This is a genomic window from Couchioplanes caeruleus, assembly GCF_023499255.1.
In the GTDB taxonomy this organism is placed as follows: Bacteria; Actinomycetota; Actinomycetes; order Mycobacteriales; family Micromonosporaceae; genus Actinoplanes; species Actinoplanes caeruleus_A.
The window spans coordinates 1,976,887-1,993,731 of sequence record NZ_CP092183.1 but is presented as its reverse complement, the minus strand read 5'-3'; the positions used below and the strand labels follow the sequence as shown (position 1 = coordinate 1,993,731).

Sequence of the window (16,845 nt, the reverse complement as noted above, 5' to 3'; positions counted from 1 at the left end):
GCACCGCTGACGCTAGGGATTGTTCAACGATCGCACAAGGGTTGTTCAACAATCTAGGGTCACCGGTACGTGAAATGCCCCTGCCAGACGCTCGTACGGCGCATCGGCACGCTCTCCAGCGCCTCGTTCACCGGCACGTCGTACGTCGCCCGGCGCACCATGCCCTGCGTCGGCAGGTACGCCCGCCCCGGGTCCCCCACCAGCACCAACGCGCCCCGCCCGGCCGCCGCGCGCAGGAACGGCAGCACCCTGGCGGCCATCTCGCGGCTGTAGAACACGTCGCCGGCGAGGACGACACCGGCATCGGCGTACCCGGTTTCCAGGAGATCTCCCTCGACCACGGCGACGTTCACGCCATTTGCACAAGCGTTCGCCTCGGCCGCGGCCAGCGACAGCGGATCGATGTCGTTCGCGGTCACCGAGCGCGCGCCCGCCCTGGCCGCGGCGACCGCGACCAGGCCCGATCCGGTCGCCAGGTCCAGCACGTCACGGCCGGCCACGAGCGCCGGGTCGTCCAGCACGTGCCGGGCCAGCGCCTGGCCGCCCGCCCACGCGAACGCCCAGAACGGCGGCGGCTGCTCCGCGCCGCCCGCCTCGGTCAGCTCCCAGAGCCCGATCGGCTCGTCGGCCTGGTGCAGCACCAGCTCGGGGACGAAGGGTACGGGTGCGAGCCGGGTGTGCGCGCGGACGAACTCAGCAGTGGTGGACACCCTGCGATTCTGCTCAGCTGACGCGGCCCGGTACCGATCAGGGGGCAGCGTCGTCGTCCAGTGCGCCGGAGGGAGCAGCATGCCGACACGGCTCGCGGCCGCCCTGTTCGGCGGCCTCATGCTCGCCCTGGCCGTGGCCCACGCCGCCGAGCCGGCCTGGCACACTCCCGTACGCCTCGCCGCGGGAGTCGCCGCCGCGCTCGCCATCGGCCTCGGTGTACGGCGGCACAGACCGGTCTCGCGCGCACCGTGGCAGCTCCTCGCGACCGCCGTCGCCCTGTCCGCGCTCGGCGACGCCGCCCGCACCGACCTCGCCGTACCCGTGCTCCCGGCCGTGGGCACCGGCCTGCTCCTGGCCGTCTACCCGGTGCTGGCGTCCGCTCTGGTGCTGTTCGTCCGGCACCGCGCCGGAGGGCGGCGGGACCGCGGCGGCCTGCTCGACGCCCTCACCCTGACCTGCGGCCTGACGCTGCTGGCGTGGACGTTCGTGTTCGATCCGCGGCTCCGCGAGGGCGTCCCGGCCGCCGACGGTCAGTGGGTGTCGCTGGCGTACCCGGTCGGCGGGCTGCTGTGCTTCGCGCTGCTCGCCCGGCTGCTCACCGCCTCCGGCCACCGTCTGGGCGCCGCGGAGTGGCTGTCCGCCGGGCTGCTGGCGCTGGTGGTCACCGACGTGGACCGCTACCGCGACGGGCTCGACCACCTGGCCGTCCTCGGCCCGCTCCCCTGGTACGCCGCCCTCGGCGTGGCCGCGCTGCACCCGTCGATGACCGAGCTGACCCACGCCGCACCCCGGCCGACCACCGAGCTGGGGCGTTCCCGGCTGGCGCTGCTGGGCCTGGCCTCGCTCGTCGCGCCGGCGGTCCTGGTGCTGCGGGCCGGCCTCGACGGGGGCGTCCGCAACCTGTCGGTGATCGCGGCGCTGAGCACCTGCACGTTCCTGCTCGTCCTGGCCCGGATGGCCGGGCTGATGGCCAGTCACCGGCTGGCCCTGGCCCGCGAGCGCGGCCTGCGCGAGGCGTCGGCGGCGCTGGTCTCGGCGGCCGACGCGGACGAGGTGGCCGGCGCCGTCCGCAAGGCCGTCGCGCAGCTGCTGCCGTCCGACGTGCCGCACCGCGTGGTGCTGGCCATGGCGATCACCGAGCCCGAACAGCCGATCTCGGCCGAGGCGGCGGCCCAGTCCGAGGTCGACCGGGCCACCGGCACCGCCGCGCGGCTGGTCGCCACCCGCGACGTCGACTGGGCGGTCGCCGTCCGGCTGACCCACTTCAACACGGTGCTGCGCTGCCCGCTCGTACTCGCCGACCGTCCCACCGGCGACCCGCTGGTGGGCGTGCTGCACGTCGGCGGCCCGACGACGGCGCTGCTGGGGCTGCAGCGCGCCCTCGAGGTGCTGGCCACCCAGGTGGCGCTCGCGCTGGAACGGATCGCGCTCAGCCAGGAGGTCATCCGGCGCAACAGCGAGGCCTACTTCCGGACGCTCGTGCTCAACACCTCCGACGTCATCCTCATCGTCGACGAGGAGGACCGGGTCCGGTACGCGAGCCCCTCCGCGGTCCAGGTGCTCGGCGCCGACCCGGTGAGCGTCCGGCTCCCCGAGATCATCCACCCGGGCGACCGGGTACGCCTCGCCGGCGTGCTGAGCGCGGTCCGGGCCGGCGACTCCACGCTGGAGGGCCTCGACTTCCGCGCGGTCGGGCGGCGGCGTACCGAGGTGCTGCTCGAGATGCACCTGCGGGACCTGCGCGCCGACCAGACCGTCGCCGGGCTGGTCGTGACGCTGCGCGACGTCACCGAGCGGCGGCGGCTCGAACGCGAGCTCACCCACCAGGCCTTCCACGACTCCCTCACCGGGCTGGCGAACCGGGTGCTGTTCGCCGACCGGCTGCAGCACGCCCTGGCCCGCGGCGCCCGCGACGGCTCGGTGGTCGGCGTGCTCTTCATCGACCTCGACGACTTCAAGATCGTCAACGACACGCTCGGGCACGCCGTCGGCGACCAGCTGCTCATCGCGGTCGCGGAACGGATCTCCGGGGCGCTGCGCGCGGACGACACCGCGGCGCGCATCGGCGGCGACGAGTTCGCGGCGCTGGTGGAGAACGTGCAGGACCCCGGCGCGGTCGAGGAGACGGCCACCCGCATCCTCGCGGCGCTGAACGCACCCATCGTCGTCGACGGCGAGGTGCTGCAGGCGGTCGCGAGCATCGGCATCACCACCACCCCGGAGGCCGACAACGCCGACGAGCTGCTGCGCCAGGCCGACCTCGCGCTGTACGTGGCCAAGGGCGCCGGCAAGAACCGCTGGCGCCGCTACCAGAGCCACCTGCACAGCGCGATGGTCGAGCGCCTCGAGCTGCGCTCCGCGCTGGACCACGCGGTCAACGAGGGCCACTTCGTGCTGCAGTACCAGCCGATCGTGGACCTGTCCACGGACGAGGCGGTCGGCTTCGAGGCGCTCGTCCGCTGGCACCACCCGGCCCGCGGGCTCATCGCGCCGGACCAGTTCATCGAGGTCGCCGAGGAGAGCGGGCTCATCGTGCCGATGGGACGCTGGGTGCTCGACCAGGCCCTGCACACCGTCGCCCAGTGGCGGCGGATCCTGCCGCGCACGCGCCAGCCGTACGTCAGCGTGAACGTGTCCGTCCGGCAGTTCCGGCAGTCCGGCTTCGTCGAGCAGGTGCGCGCGTCACTCGACTACGCGGGCGTACCCCCGCAGGCGCTGATGCTGGAGATCACCGAGACCCTGCTGATGGGCGACGACGAGCGGATCTGGTCCGACCTCGCGGTGCTGCGGGAGATGGGCGTCCGCATCGCCATCGACGACTTCGGCACGGGCTACTCGTCGCTGGGGTACCTGCGCCAGCGCCCCATCGACGTGCTGAAGATCGACAAGATGTTCATCGACGACATGGTCGGTGACGAGCAGCAGCTCGCGCTGGTCCGCGGCATCGTCAGCCTCGCGCAGACGCTCAACCTCACCGTGGTGGCCGAGGGCATCGAGGACGCGACGCACCGCCGGATCCTCGCCCAGCTCGGCTGCCCGCTCGGCCAGGGCTACTACTACTCCTCGCCGCTGGACCCCACCGAGGCGCTGACCTGGCTGCGCAACCCGCAGCCGATCGCGGCCTGACCCGTCCTAGAACGGCAGCAGGTCGCGCAGCCCGAACCCGTCCTGCACCACCACGTCCGGCTCGGGCCAGCGGCTCGCGTCCTCGGTGGACGTCCGCGGCGAGCGCATGAGGATCGCCGCTCCCGTCTCGGCGCGGCGGGCACAGACGATGTCCCGCCGGTAGCTGTCGCCGACGAACCAGCACTGCTCGGTGGGTACGCCCAGCCGCCGCGTGGCGTGCCAGATCATCTCCGGGTTGGGTTTGCGCACCCCCACCTCGTCGCTGTACACCTGCACGGCGAAGAGCCCGCCGACGCCGGCCTTCGCGAGGAAGTCGCGGTGCGCCGCCCCGCACAACGTGTTGCTCACGACCGCCATCGGCAGCTCGGCCGCGCGGGCCGCCCGCAACGCCTCCGGCACGCCGGGGCGCAGCGCCCACGTCGGCCGCCACGCCCAGTCGTAGCTGAGCTTGGCCGCGTTGACTCGTACGGCCTCCTGCGCGCGCTGCGGCCAGCCCGTGGTGACGAAGCGCCGCCACACCTCCGCCTGGGGCAGCTCGTCCGGCTCGTCGCGGTCACGCCATTGCGCGTACGCCTGAGCCCCGTCGGCCAGCGCACGGTTGATCTCCCCCGGCGACAGCACGCCGTTCGTCAGGTTGTACAGCCGCAGCACCAGCCCAGGCGGCGCGGGATCGGAGCGGGGCGCCTCGGCGAGCACACCACCGAAGTCGAGCAGCAACGCAACCGGGGAGGGCGGCATCTCAGCGGGTGTTGAGCGTCCAGGCGCGTACGCCGCCGACGATGCCCGCGGTGTTCGGCACCACCACCACGTCGTCACCCATCCGTGCCAGCTGGGTCGCGGTGATCAGCCGGGAGTTGCCGCCGCCCAGGTAGAGCCGGTCCCACAGGAACACCGGCCGCAGCCCCTCCACGACGTTACGGACCCGCCGCGACCAGAGCGCGTCCCCCAGCCGGCGCCGCTCGTGCTCACCGATGTACGTGTCGTAGCTCATGCCCCACCGCACCGGCGCCTGCGACATCTCCAGATGCGGGGCGAGCGCGCCGCCGTCGAAGAGCGCGCAGCCCAGCCCCGTGCCCAGCGTCAGGACGAGCTCGCACCCGGTCCCCGCCACGACGCCGGCCCCGTGCACCTCGGCGTCGTTGAGCACCAGCGTCGGCAGCCCGAACGCCTCGGCCAGCGCGGTCCGCGCGTCGTACCCCTGCCACGCCTCGACCAGGTCGGGGTCGACCTTCGTCCGCGGCCCGCTGCGGGTGACGTAGTGCGGCGTCGCCACGACCACGCCGTGGCGCAGCATGCCGGGCATGCCGACGGTCACCCGGTCGGCGGTCGGCAACCGCTCGCCGAGCCCGACCAGCGTCTTCACGAAAAGATCCGGAGGCAACGGGTACGGCGTGGGCACCCGCAGCGGATGCGCGCGCATCGTGCCGGCCTCGTCCAGCACCGACCCCTTGATGCCACCGCCGCCGCAGTCGATCGTCAACGTGAAAGCCACAGGTGCAGTCTGCCAGCCCGGGGGCCGCTCAGAAGCGGGCGAAGGACCGGATCGGCATCCGGGGGCCGAAGCGGGGGGCCATGATGCCGCCCGCCGCCAGCAGGTCGCAGACCCGGCCCCGATGCCCCGCGTACGGCGCCAGCAGCTCCAGCATCCGCGCGTCCGTCCCGCGCGCCTCCCCGGCCAGCGCCCACGCCACGGTGTTCGGGATGTGGTAGTCACCCACGCTGACCGCGTCGGGGTCGCCGTACGCCGTGCGCACCACCTCGGCCGCCGTCCACGGCCCGATCCCGGGGATCGCGGTCAGCCGGCGCGTCGCCTCGGCGCTGTCCCCGCACAGCTCCAGCCGGGCCGCCCCGACCGCGCAGCGCAGCAACGCCTGGGTGCGCTTCTGCTCGACCCCGAACGGATGGAACACCCAGTACGGCGTAGCGGCCACCGCCTCGGGATCGGGCGGCAGCAGCAGCTCCACCGGTCCCGGCGCGGGCTCCCCGAAGTGCCGCACCATGGCCCGGTACGCCCGGTGCGCCTCGATGCCGGTCACCTTCTGCTCCAGCACCGCCCGGATCAGGCGGTGGAACACCAGGCCGGTGGCGGGGAACCGTACCCCCGAGAAGGTCCTGGCCAGCCGCGCGACCAGCGGATGCCCGGCCGCCTTGGCCGGGAAGTCACCCAGGTCGTCCCGCAGCCCGGCGATCGCGTCGGCCCGCTCGACGATCCACCCCGCGCCGGGCCCGTGCCCGGTCGCGCTCAGCTCCGCGCCGTCGCGGGCGAGGCACAGGGTCGCCGGACCGTCGGGGGTACGCGCGGCGAGCCAGAACTCGCCGTCCACGAGCTTGCCGCAGGGATCGTGCCGGACAACGAGCAACGACCGCAGCGTCCTCGTGAAGAGGTAGCCGTCCAGCGGTCGCAGCCGGCGGGTCGCCGTCGTCGTCACCCGGGCCACTATACGGACCTCCCCCGCTCCCCCGGCCGATCGATTTCCGGCAGGCCGCCTTCGGGCGTCGCCGGCCGCTCGCTCCGGTGGCCGGCCGCGGGCATGCCGATGGCCCTGACCGCGCTCCCGGTCAGGGCCATCGGGGAGGGTGGGCGCGGACACCCGAGTCGGTCCGCGTCACCCGGCGGCGGAGCTGGCAGCTCGGCCCGAGCGGTTCCCGCGCCTCCTTTCGTCAGCCGATTACCTGCTCGAACCGCCTGCCGCGGGTGCCGTCCTCAGGGGGATGGACGGCGTCCGGGTCCCGACGGGGGGTCCCCGGCGGGGCGGCGCCATGTCAGAGGTGGCGCGGCCCCGCGGGGTTCGGTTCCCGGGTGCGGCAGGGCTCCGTACCTAGTTATTGTTGCCGTTGCGGCCGCCGTTGTTCTGGCCGCCGTTCTGGTCCTGCTGCTGGCCGCCCTGCTGCTGGCCCTGGTCCTGGCCGCCCTGCTGCTGGCCCTGGTCCTGGCCGCCCTGCTGCTGACCCTGGTCCTGGCCGCCCTGCTGCTGACCCTGGTCCTGGCCGCCCTGGTTCTGGCCGCCCTGGTCACCGTTGCCGCCGCCGCCGACCTCGATGCGGACCGCGTCGAAGGCCGGGGTCTGGTTGGCGCGCTGCATCATCGGGATGCGGTGCGAGCCGTCACCGGCCCACGAGGCGCACTGGGCGGTGCCCGCCTGCGGCAGGCCCGGAACCTGGATCGTCACGGTGTCGGGGGCCCGGCCGCCCTGCTTGTCCTCCGTCGCGACGAAGAACGCGGGGACGGGAGCGGGGTCCGGCGCCTCGTTGGTGCTGGCCAGCATGCGGCAGGCGGTGTGGAAGTGGCCGCGGACGATGCCGTCCTGCAGCACCGAGGACTCGACGTAGTAGCCACCCTGGCCGGCCGCGAGGAACCGGTCGCGGATCAGGTTGCGGGTGCTCACCTTGAGGGTGAACGGGGTGTTCGGCTGCACCTCGGTCGGCGCCTCGGTGATGAGCAGCGACGGGTTGTTCTCCTGCGAGCCGACCTCACCGAACTCGGTGGAGACGCAGCGGTTGCCGTTCTGGAAGCCGTCGTGCGGCGTGAGCTGGCTGGTGGAGCAGCTGTTGGTCAGGATGCCCAGGCCAGCGCCCGGGGGCGGGGTCGCGGCGCCGCCGCCGTTGTTGCCGCCGTTCTGACCGCCGTTCTGGCCGCCGTTCTGGCCGCCGTTCTGACCGCCGTTCTGACCGCCGTTCTGGCCGCCACCGTTCTGGTCGCCGCCGGCCGCGGTGCTGTTCGACGGGGCCGGGCTCGCGCCGCCACCACCGTTGTTGCCACCGCCGCCCTGGTTGCCGGCGTTCTGCATCACCCACTGGCGACAGCGGGCCCGCATCTGATCGGTGGTCGGGATGTCACCCGAGCCGTCGTCGGCGTGCTGGGTCACCCGGCCCTTGTTCGTGGTGTAGGTGCCCCGCCGGGTCTCGGTCGACAGCTTCGACCGCTTCGGCGCCTGGATGTTGTTGCAAGCGGCCAGAGCACGCTGCGTGGAACGCTTGGTGCTTGCGTCCGACACCTGCGTGACGGTGACGATGCCACCGAAGGCAACCAACGTGGCTGCCGCGGCGATGATCCGGCGCCGACCGGTGAACCACTTGGAGTACTTGGATTCGCGCCGGTACTGCGACCTTCGCATTGCTGACACCTTTCTCTGTCCACACGTGGCGGGCGGTGGAGCCGCCTGGAGGTACTGCCGTACGGCCTGGTCGGCTGGCCAGGTCGGGGAACCGTTCGGGGGCTAGCGCGCCCGGAAGATGCGCATCGTGGTGACCACGCCGGCCACCAGGGCACCGGCGAGGACGAGCAGGATGACCGAGGTGCTCACCCCGGGTACGCCACCCGGGCTGCTGGCGGCGGCGAGCATCGCGTTGTCGACCGGTACCGGCCCCTTGCCGGCGGCGGCCGGCGGCGGAAGCGTCGGCAGCTGGGAGTAGTCGACGATGCCGCTGCTCTCCAGCAGGGTCATGTGCGTCATGACGAACTGGTTGGCCTCCTGCGCCAGCTTGCGCACCGAGTCGTTGCGGGTGCTGGCCCGGATCGTCGCGATCGCCGGGAAGATCTTGCCGTGCGCCGCGCGGAGCCGGTCGATGTAGATCTGGTCGAACTGCCGGCTCGTGGGCGCCGTACGCATCTCGTTGAGCCAGCCCTGCTGGTCGCCGTTGGGCTGGTTCGGCAGGGCGACGCCCAGCTTCTTGGCCACCGCGATGTCGAGCTTGTCGAGCACGACGTGCTGGGCCGAGATGTTCCGGCCGATCTCCTGGATCCGCGGGTCGTCCGACTTCTCGACGGCCATGTTGCCCGCCGGGATCTCCCAGAGTCCGGCGAGCCGGACCTTGATGACGAAGTCCCGGTCCGCCGCGGTGACCGTGCCGGTGCCCTTGTCGGTCAGCCCGGTGTTGGGCGGGACCGGTACGGGCGTCGAATCGGCCGCCCGGGCAACGCCGGCCGGGGCCAGCAGGAACGCCAGGGACATTGCCGAGACGCCCACCAGCCAGCGCTGAAGCCGGCGAGAAGAGCGAGCGGCAATCATGTATCACACCTCCGACGACGGGTGGGGAAACGATTCCGGCGAACCGTGGTGGAACGCCGGAAACGCTAGGAGCAGGTCTTGCGGTGTCGCAATGGAAAATGAACTTCTTACGCCCGACTTAAAGAGAACTTATGGGCGGTCTTTCGGCCTGCCGGCGCCGATGGAAAACGGCGGCCGGCCAGGTCGACGCTCAGTAGCTGTAGTCCGACCCGGAGCTGTCGGAACCGGCGTCGCCGCCGCTGTCCTGCGAGTCGCTGCCCTTGTCGTCGGCGGGGGGCGCCACGGCCTTCGACGGCGGCGGGAGGCAGGTGAGGTTCTTCTTGCCTTCCGGCGTGACGACGAACCAGGCGCTCGCGACGTTCTGGCCCTTCCACTGCCCGGGCTTCTTGTCGCCGATGTACGTGTACAGCGGCCACTTGTCGAGGGTCAGCTGCAGCGTGCCGTCCTTGCGCTCGACCGTGCCGACGAGGTCCGCGTCGACGCCCTCGAGCTTCGGCTCCTCGCCCTTGTTGATCAGAGCGGGCGGCCAGGTCTTCTCGCAGTCGCCGTTGCAGTTGGAGACGACGTCGGGCTTCACCTTGTCCTTGTCGAAGCGGTAGAGCACGAAGCCGTCCTCGTTCTGGACGGTCTCGCCCATCCGCTTGACCTTGGCGGCCTTCAGCTCCGTGGTGACCTCGTCCTCGCTGAGCTCCGGGGTGTCCGAGGCCTCGTCGGCGCCGTCCCCGGTCTCCGCGCCGGGCGTGGCGCCGGCGGTCGGCTCGGCCGTGGCGCCCGGGGTCGCGTCGACCGCGTTGGCGGCCGGCTGGGCACCGTAGTCACTGCCGCCGCTGTTGTAACCGGCGGGAGCGCAACCGGGCAGCGCGAACGCCGCCGCGATCGCGGCGCTGACGACGATCAACTTTCGCTTCTCCGGTACCACGAGAGCCCTCCAACTGATCTCTTCATCTCCGTGTTCCGCGCAGTAGTACGCGCCGCCCGCCGCCGCGGTTGAAGAATCGGCTGAATCAATTTCCCGGAAAATTCTTTGAACCCTTCGCGACCCGCGTCCGTGAATGACAGGCCCTCGCGATCATCCGTCGCGCGGCGTAATGGCGTCACCGACAATGCGTACGGACGCGGAAAGGCCCGGCCGCATCGGCGGCCGGGCCTTTCGACGAGCGTGGGGTCAGGGAACCCGGACGAGCGTCTCCGTCGCGCCCTTGGAGTCGATCGACTGCACCTGGATGTGCGCGATGTCGGCCCGCGGGAGCGCCGTGGCGGCCTGCAGCAGCAGCGGCTCCGGCTGGGCGGCGGTGCCCCAGCCCTTCTCCCCCACGGTCCAGGTCGACAGCACCTCCGAGTTGCCGTCGGTCCGCACGGCGACGAGCCGGCACGTCAGCGGGCCCTTGACGTTGGAGACCGCGAACGACACCTGGGTGCCCCAGTCCTTCGGCTCGAAGCCCACCGAGGCGGTCACGTTGGTCCGCGAGTCCGTGTTGGTGAGCACCTCACCGGCCAGCGGCGTGCCACCGAGGCCACCCTTGGCCAGCGGCAGCGGGTCGAGGTTCTTGCTGGACCGCGGCGGCGCCTGCGCCTGCGGGCTCTGCGGGTCGGGGGCCAGCAACTTACCCCCGGCGAAGAGCGCACCGATGGAGAGCATCGCGAAGATCACGACCGCCGCGGCGAGCGAGTACAGCCGCCGGCTGTTGGCCCGGCGCCGCTCCTGCTTCACCTCGCCGATCATCTTCTTGAGCACCATGCCGTCGCGGCGCGACTGCTCGGTGGCCACGAGTGCGTCGGCGTCGACGTCCGACAGGATGTCCACCACGGGCAGCAGGGACTCCAGCTCGATCGCGCACGCCGGGCAGTCGATCAGATGGTCCTCGAAGCGGGCGGCGTCGCGTTCGTCGAGCACGCCCAGGGCGTACGCGGCGACGTCGAAGTGCTGTTCCTGTGTCATTACTCCGTCACCCCCCGCTGCTGCAGAGCCGTACGCAGGGCCCGCAGGGCGTAGTACACACGCGACTTGGCCGTACCCAGGGGCAGGCCGAGCACGTCAGCCGCCTCCGGAACGGTCCGGCCGCGGAAGTACGTCTCGACGAGGATCTCCCGGTGCGACTGGGACAGCGTACGCAGGGCGTCCGTGACCGTCATCAGCTGCAGGACCCGATCCGTGTCGTCGGCCGTACTCGGGAAGCTCTCCAGCTCCCGGTCGTACGTCTCCGGCGGGCGGGCGCTGACGCTGCGGTGGTCGTCGATCGCGATCCGCCGGGCCACCGTGACCAGCCAGGGCCGCAGCGACTGCTGCCCCTGGGCGCCGAGGCGGTGGGCGTTGCGCCACGCCCGCAGCAGCGTCTCCTGCACGATGTCCTCGGCCCGCTGCCGGTCCCCGCCGGTGAGGCGGAGCACGAACATCAGCAGCGGTCCCGCGTGCTCCTCGTAGAGCATCCGGACGAGCGTGTCCTCGTGACTCGCGGTCGCCGACCCGGCCTCATGGCGGGCCTGTCGCGGCATCACGGCGTCATCATTGTCCGCACCCCGGCCTCCGTCGAGCGCCTGCCACCGGCCCCCGGAACGCTGCTGCGTCATGACGCGCTCCCCAGCCGGCGCGAGCCGCTCCATGACCGTCGCATGCATCGATTCCTCCTGCCGGTGCTTTCCCCGTCGCCTGTCATACGGCCGGGGGCACCCGCCGGGATCAAAGCGAGCGGGAAAAATTCCGGGATCCTGGGAGGCGGGGCGGCATCGACACGCAGTCGCAAGAGGGTCCTCCGGTTCCAGGGACGTCGGGCACACCTGATCCCCCGCCGGAGCGGGCAGCCCAGGGCGCGCATGGGGGGCGCAACATCCATCCATAGGTCCCGATATGGGCCTAGGGGCACGCGAATAATACTCAGCGTCGAGCCGGAGTCGACAGACGCGCGGTGCGTACTCCACACGCCCGGCGGATCCATTGTCGGCGCGCCGTCATGTCACCCTTACCGACCGTGTGGATCAGCCTCGGAGGGCTCGCCGTGGGTAGCCCGGCGGCGACGGTGCGCAGGTCCGCCACTTACCGCCGAAAGGGATGAAAGCTCTAAATCGCTGCGCTGCGCGGCGGTGCGGCGGGTCGGCGCCCGGTTCGCGGCGGCGGTCGGCGGAGGCACGCCCGGCCGAACGGCGCGCCGGCCGGTCCAGCCGGGCGGAACCGGCGCCGCGCCGGGCCCGAGAAGCCGCCGCCGCCCGATCCACGCGGGCCGAGCCGACGCAGCGCCGGCGCCGGGTCCGACTGGCCGGCGCCGGGCAGTCCGGGCACGCCGAGCCGGCAGCGCGTCGCGCACAAAAGGCCGGCCGGGCGGAGCCGGTGCCGCGCAGGATCGGCGTCGGGATCCGCCGGTCGTCAGCGGCTGCGGGCCGTTGCCAGCGTCAGCGCCCGGTGCAGCACCCGCGCGTCACCCAGCATCCCGCGCAGCCGCCGCTCCAGCCCCGCGATCGGCACCAGGTTCTGCGGGGCGCGGGGGTCCTTGTACGCCGACGACGCGAACCGCGGCAGTGTTGCCAGGGACAGGTCGGCCAGCTCGATGGCTTCCTCGGGGGTCAGGTCCGGCGAGCATTCCACGCGCACGATGCCGGACCACGGCGCCCCGGAGGCTCCGGGCAGGCGCAGGTACCAGGACCAGCCGCCCCAGACCGTGCCCAGCGCGAACACCGGGGTGCGCTGCGCCGGCCGCAGGGCCGTGACGACCTGGGTGAGCTGGGCCGACAGGTACTGCTTCTGCTGGGTCTTGACGTACCCGATGGTGCGGGGCAGCTGGCGGCGGTTGCGCAGCGGGCCGTCGACCACGAGCAGGTCAGCGCCGTCGGAGCCGTGGTGGCGGACCTCGCCGGAGATCTCGATCTCGAGCGCGGTGAGCGGGGCCTGGACGGCCGCGGGGAGCTTGCTGGCCTCGCCGGTGCCGCTGACCCGGTGGATCTCGTAGCGCACCGAGCCCGCCTGGACGTCGCCGGCCGACGGGCTGGCGGTGAACAGGCCGCGGCCGACCCGGGCGCCGGCCAGTTCGGCGACGCCGTTGCGCAGGTCGCAGCGGACGACGCCGGCCGCGTACGAGGCGGCGAGGCCCGCGTACGACTGGCCGTCCTCCTCGGCGGTCCAGAGCCCGGCGTCGTTGCGGCGGACGCCGTCGACCAGGAACACCACGTCGGGGCAGCGCACCCGCGGCGACACGTCGATGGGCGCCCACTGGGCCGCGGGCACCTCCACGTCCGCGTCGACCTGGGCGCTGCTGGGCGACGCGGGCCCGTCGGAGCCGTCGCCGCCCTCGAACGACGCCCCGTACGCCGGGTCCCACGCGTCGACGAACATCCTGGTCACAGGCCCACCCGTTCCACGTGCGCCGTACGCGCGTCCTTGTGCACCTCGAACCGCACCGGCACCCGTTCCGCCAGGGCGTGCACGTGGGTGACCACCCCGACCATGCGGTCCCCACGGGCGGCGAGGTTCTCCAGCGTCGCCGCCACCACGTCGAGCGTCGCGGCGTCGAGGGTGCCGAAGCCCTCGTCGAGCACGATGGACTCGAGGCTGGCCGCCGTGGTGGACATGCCGGCGAGCTGCTCGGACAGCGCGAGGGCCAGGGCCAGCGAGGCCTGGAACGTCTCGCCGCCGGACAGCGTGCGCACGCCCCGGCGCAGCCCCGCGTCGTGGTGGTCGATCACATAGAACTCGCCCTTGTCGTGCATGAGGTCGTACTGGCCGCCGGTGAGCTCGCGCAGGATCCGGGAGGCGCCGTCGACGAGCAGGTCGAGCGCCTCCTCGAGCAGCCAGCGCTCGAAGTTGTTGGCGCGCAGGTGCCCGGCGAGGGACTTGGCGACCCGGCCGTCGCGGAGGAGTGCGGCGCGCTGTTCGGCGTACCGCTGGGCTTCCTCACGACGGTCGGCCAGCCGCTGCCAGGCCGCCTGGGCGCGTTCCGCGGCGACCGCGGCGGCGCGGATGAGGTCGGCGTCGGACCCGCTCGGCGGGGCCGGGACCGCGCTGTCGGCGAAGAGCGCGACGACCGCCGCCCGTTCCCGCTGGGTGTCGGCGTGTGCCGCCTCGACGGCGGCGACCGCCTCCGCGCGGGCCGTCTCGCGTTGCGCGGCCGAGTCGCGGGCCCAGTCGACCAGCGCCGCCCAGGCGCCGGCGAGGTCGTCGCGGTCGGCCGGGGGCGGGGAGAAGCGGGCCACGGCGTCGCGGACCGCGTCGAAGGAACGCCACGCCGTGCGCTGCTGCTCCTCCGCGGCGGCCACCGCGGTCTGGGCGCGGCGCTGGGCCTCGCGGGCCGCGCGGACGTCGGTGCCGGCGTCGTCGAGCTTGCGCTGCAGTTTGGTCAGCTCGGTGAGCCGGGCCCGCAGCGCCTCGGCGCCGGGCGAGCCGGCCAGCCCGGCCTGCACCTCGGCCAGCCGGGACTTGTGCTGCTCGAACTGGGCGCGCTTGCGGTCGAGGCCGCGTTCGAGCTCGCGGGCGACGGCATCGCGCTGCTTCCACGCCGTCGAGGCGACGTCGGCGGCGGCACGGGCCGCCTTGCCCTGCTGCTCGGCGACCTTCACCGCGGAGCCCTCGGGCATCGGCGGTACGGTCGCGACCGGCTGGGTGCACACCGGACAGTCGTCGCCGGCCTTCAGGTGGGCGCGCAGGGCGGCGGCGCGGTCCACGGTCTGCGCCTCGGCGTAGTCCAGCCGGGCCTGTTCGAGGAGCTGCTCGGCACCGAGGTGGGCGGCGTGGGCCAGCTCTGCGGCGGCGATCGCGTCCCGGTGCTCCACCTCGGCGACCGAGACCTCGCCGGCGAACCATTCGGCCTGACCGGTCAGCCGGTCGAACTCGACGTGCCGGTCCAGGAGCAGCCCGAGCGAGCCCGCGTCGCCGGCCGCCGCGAGCTCACCGCGTACCTTCTCCTCGTGCTCCTCGGCGGCCCGCACGGCCGTGGCCGCCTCCGCGGCCCGGTCCCGCGCGGTGGCCGCGGCCTCGGCGATCTTCGCGCTGCCGGCGGGCATGGTGACCCGGCTGAGCACCGCGAGCTCCTCGGCGATCGCGTCACGTGCGGCGGCCAGCTCGGTCTCGCGCTCGCGGGCGGTGCGCAGCCGCGGCACGGCCGCCTCGACCGCCGCGGTGAGCCGGCGCATGGCGGCGACCCGGGCGTCTGCCGCCTCCACCGCCGCGTCGTCGGCGTCGGCGAGCCCCGCGAGGGCCTGGTCCACGACGGCGAGCTGGGCCTCGGCCTTGGTGGCGCGGTTGGAGGCACGGGTCTGCACCTCCTCGTAGACGTGCAGCCCGAGGAGGTTGACGAGGATCTGCTGGCGGGTGGCGGGCTTGGCGTGCAGGAAGTCGGCGAACTGGCCCTGCGGCAGCACGACACAGCTGGTGAACTGCTCATACGGCAGCCCCACCGCCTCCACGACCGCCTGCTCCATCTCGGCCGGCGTGCCCGCGAGCACGTCGCCGAGGTCGTCGAGGCTCATGCCGGTGTCGAGCCGGGTCACGTCGAATCCGGGCGGCATCAGCTGCAGGCCCGCGCCGGCCGTCTTGACGCTGCCCCGGCCGTCGCGGCGCACCACCCGGGTCGCCACGTACCGCGATCCGGCCGACTCGAAGACGAGCCGGACGCGGGCCTCGGTGGCCGACGGCGCGAGCGCGTTGACGATGCCGCGGCTGCCGCCCCACCGCGGCACGGTGCCGTAGAGGGCGAAGCAGATGCCGTCGAGCACCGTGGACTTGCCTGAGCCGGTCGGGCCGACCAGCGCGAAGTAGTCGGCGTCGGTGAAGTCCACGGTGGTCTCGTCGCGGAAGACCGTGAACCCGGCCATGTCGAGCCGCAAAGGCCTCATTGCTGGGTGCTCACCTCGTCATACAGCTCGTCGAAGAGTTCGCGGACGCCTTCCTCGGCGTTGCCGCGGTTGTCCAGGTAGTCGCCGAAGAGCTGCCGGGGCGACCGCCCGGCGCGCTGGGCCGTCTGCTTGCCGGCCTCGGGGACCATGTCCGGGTCGATGCGCACCTCGAGCGCGTTGGGCAGCAGCTCCTGCACGTCCTCGCGCAGGCCCACCCGCGGCTTCTCACGGACGTAGACACGCAGCCACGCGTCCGGAAGGTTCACCGTCGCGAGCTGGTCGAGGCTGCCGCGGACCGTACGCAGGGTCCGGGCGGAGGTCAGCGGCACGTCGCGCACCTGGGCGGCCTTGTCGACGGAGACGTCGACGATCGCGACCGAGCAGACGTTCTCCTCCTCGCCGAAGTCGACGGCGAGCGGGCTGCCGCTGTAGCGCACCGGGCACGGGCCGATGACCCGCTGCGAGCGGTGCAGGTGGCCCAGCGCCACGTAGTGCGCGTTCGCCGGGAAGACGGTGGCCGGCACGGCGTAGCCCATGACGGTGTGCGCCTCGCGCTCGCCGCCGCCCGAGCTGGCGCCGACGATCGTGAGGTGGGCGGTGAGCAGGTTCACCACGCCGGGCTCGTCGAAGCCCTCGGCCAGGCGGGCGATCAGCCGGGCGATGTGGTCCGCATACGTCTGGTTGGCCTCGGCGGCGGTCAGGTCGTACATCTCCACCGCGCGGATCGCGTAGCGCTGGGAGAGGAACGGCAGGGCGGCCACCTGCCAGCGCTCCCCCGACGCGGTCTCGCCGCGGATGATCAGGTCCTCGGGCTTGTCCCGCACCGAGCCGCGCAGCTCGATGCCGGCCGCGTCGGCCCACGGCCGCAGCGCGTCGAGCGCCTGCCCGTTGTCGTGGTTGCCGCCGATGGCGACGACCCGGGCGCCGGCCTGCCGCAACGCGGAGAGGGCCCGGGTGACCACCCGCACCGAGTCCGGCGAAGGCGCGGCCGTGTCGTAGAGGTCACCGGCGACGATGACCAGGTCGGGCCGCTCCGCGCGGGCGACCTCCACGAGCTGGGCGAGCACCTTGATGTGCTCCTCGTGGCGGTTCCGCCCTTTGAGGACTTTCCCGACATGCCAGTCGGACGTGTGCAGGATCCGCATCGGTCACCTTCGCCGTTTTGGTCTTGATCTGCGCCGAA

General features: G+C 73.0%; 13 protein-coding genes. 1 reads left to right on the top strand and 12 read right to left on the bottom strand.

Annotation, left to right across the window (positions count from 1 at the left end; all coding sequences use genetic code 11):
- Positions 1-59 precede the first annotated feature (59 nt).
- The gene (locus COUCH_RS09420) at positions 60-710 is read right to left on the bottom strand and encodes a class I SAM-dependent methyltransferase (RefSeq protein ID WP_249611678.1); all 651 of its coding nucleotides are present in this window, start codon (positions 708-710) and stop codon (positions 60-62) included.
- Between the two features lie 79 nt (positions 711-789).
- Between COUCH_RS09420 and COUCH_RS09415 the strand changes: the two genes are divergently transcribed.
- Complete coding sequence (locus COUCH_RS09415) at positions 790-3,837, top strand: EAL domain-containing protein (RefSeq protein ID WP_249611677.1); 3,048 nt, start codon at positions 790-792, stop codon at positions 3,835-3,837.
- Positions 3,838-3,843: 6 nt separating this feature from the next.
- On the opposite strand, the gene COUCH_RS09410 is transcribed toward COUCH_RS09415, so the two are convergent.
- The 11 genes from COUCH_RS09410 to COUCH_RS09360 all read right to left on the bottom strand — a co-directional run bounded on the left by COUCH_RS09410 (position 3,844) and on the right by COUCH_RS09360 (position 16,807).
- Positions 3,844-4,575: an HAD family hydrolase gene (locus COUCH_RS09410; RefSeq protein WP_249611676.1), complete on the bottom strand. Its 732-nt coding sequence runs from the start codon at positions 4,573-4,575 to the stop codon at positions 3,844-3,846.
- A 1-nt stretch (position 4,576) separates the two neighbouring features.
- Positions 4,577-5,329 (bottom strand): ROK family protein, encoded by a 753-nt coding sequence (locus tag COUCH_RS09405; protein WP_249611675.1) that lies wholly within the window; start codon positions 5,327-5,329, stop codon positions 4,577-4,579.
- Positions 5,330-5,357: 28 nt separating this feature from the next.
- A complete protein-coding gene (locus tag COUCH_RS09400; RefSeq protein WP_430640913.1) occupies positions 5,358-6,275 on the bottom strand; it encodes a DNA-3-methyladenine glycosylase family protein in 918 nt (305 codons plus the stop codon).
- A 381-nt stretch (positions 6,276-6,656) separates the two neighbouring features.
- Positions 6,657-7,952, bottom strand: a complete 1,296-nt coding sequence (locus COUCH_RS09395; protein WP_249611674.1) for a Pecanex-like protein 1 — start codon at positions 7,950-7,952, stop codon at positions 6,657-6,659.
- Between the two features lie 102 nt (positions 7,953-8,054).
- Positions 8,055-8,846, bottom strand: coding sequence for a DUF4142 domain-containing protein (locus tag COUCH_RS09390; protein ID WP_249611673.1), 792 nt, complete (start codon positions 8,844-8,846; stop codon positions 8,055-8,057).
- Between the two features lie 190 nt (positions 8,847-9,036).
- Positions 9,037-9,744, bottom strand: a complete 708-nt coding sequence (locus COUCH_RS09385; RefSeq protein ID WP_346015974.1) for a COG4315 family predicted lipoprotein — start codon at positions 9,742-9,744, stop codon at positions 9,037-9,039.
- A 267-nt stretch (positions 9,745-10,011) separates the two neighbouring features.
- Positions 10,012-10,785 carry an anti-sigma factor family protein gene (locus tag COUCH_RS09380; protein WP_249611672.1) on the bottom strand — a complete coding sequence of 258 codons (774 nt, stop codon included), beginning with the start codon at positions 10,783-10,785 and terminating at the stop codon, positions 10,012-10,014.
- Entirely contained in the window at positions 10,785-11,462 is a 678-nt protein-coding gene (locus tag COUCH_RS09375) for a sigma-70 family RNA polymerase sigma factor (protein WP_249611671.1), read from the bottom strand. The genes COUCH_RS09380 and COUCH_RS09375 overlap by 1 nt, the downstream gene beginning before the upstream one ends.
- A gap of 742 nt (positions 11,463-12,204) precedes the next feature.
- Entirely contained in the window at positions 12,205-13,176 is a 972-nt protein-coding gene (locus tag COUCH_RS09370; protein ID WP_249611670.1) for a hypothetical protein, read from the bottom strand.
- Complete coding sequence (locus COUCH_RS09365; RefSeq protein WP_249611669.1) at positions 13,173-15,662, bottom strand: AAA family ATPase; 2,490 nt, start codon at positions 15,660-15,662, stop codon at positions 13,173-13,175. The genes COUCH_RS09370 and COUCH_RS09365 overlap by 4 nt, the downstream gene beginning before the upstream one ends.
- The gene (locus COUCH_RS09360; RefSeq protein ID WP_249611668.1) at positions 15,659-16,807 is read right to left on the bottom strand and encodes an exonuclease SbcCD subunit D; all 1,149 of its coding nucleotides are present in this window, start codon (positions 16,805-16,807) and stop codon (positions 15,659-15,661) included. The genes COUCH_RS09365 and COUCH_RS09360 overlap by 4 nt, the downstream gene beginning before the upstream one ends.
- Positions 16,808-16,845 lie beyond the last annotated feature (38 nt).

Coding starts and splice junctions, on each gene's coding strand:
- COUCH_RS09415 (WP_249611677.1), top strand. CDS start 790: ATGCCGACACGGCTCGCGGCCGCCCTGTTCGGCGGCCTCATGCTCGCC.
- COUCH_RS09410 (WP_249611676.1), bottom strand. CDS start 4,575: ATGCCGCCCTCCCCGGTTGCGTTGCTGCTCGACTTCGGTGGTGTGCTC.
- COUCH_RS09395 (WP_249611674.1), bottom strand. CDS start 7,952: ATGCGAAGGTCGCAGTACCGGCGCGAATCCAAGTACTCCAAGTGGTTC.
- COUCH_RS09390 (WP_249611673.1), bottom strand. CDS start 8,846: ATGATTGCCGCTCGCTCTTCTCGCCGGCTTCAGCGCTGGCTGGTGGGC.
- COUCH_RS09380 (WP_249611672.1), bottom strand. CDS start 10,785: ATGACACAGGAACAGCACTTCGACGTCGCCGCGTACGCCCTGGGCGTG.
- COUCH_RS09375 (WP_249611671.1), bottom strand. CDS start 11,462: ATGCATGCGACGGTCATGGAGCGGCTCGCGCCGGCTGGGGAGCGCGTC.
- COUCH_RS09365 (WP_249611669.1), bottom strand. CDS start 15,662: ATGAGGCCTTTGCGGCTCGACATGGCCGGGTTCACGGTCTTCCGCGAC.
- COUCH_RS09360 (WP_249611668.1), bottom strand. CDS start 16,807: ATGCGGATCCTGCACACGTCCGACTGGCATGTCGGGAAAGTCCTCAAA.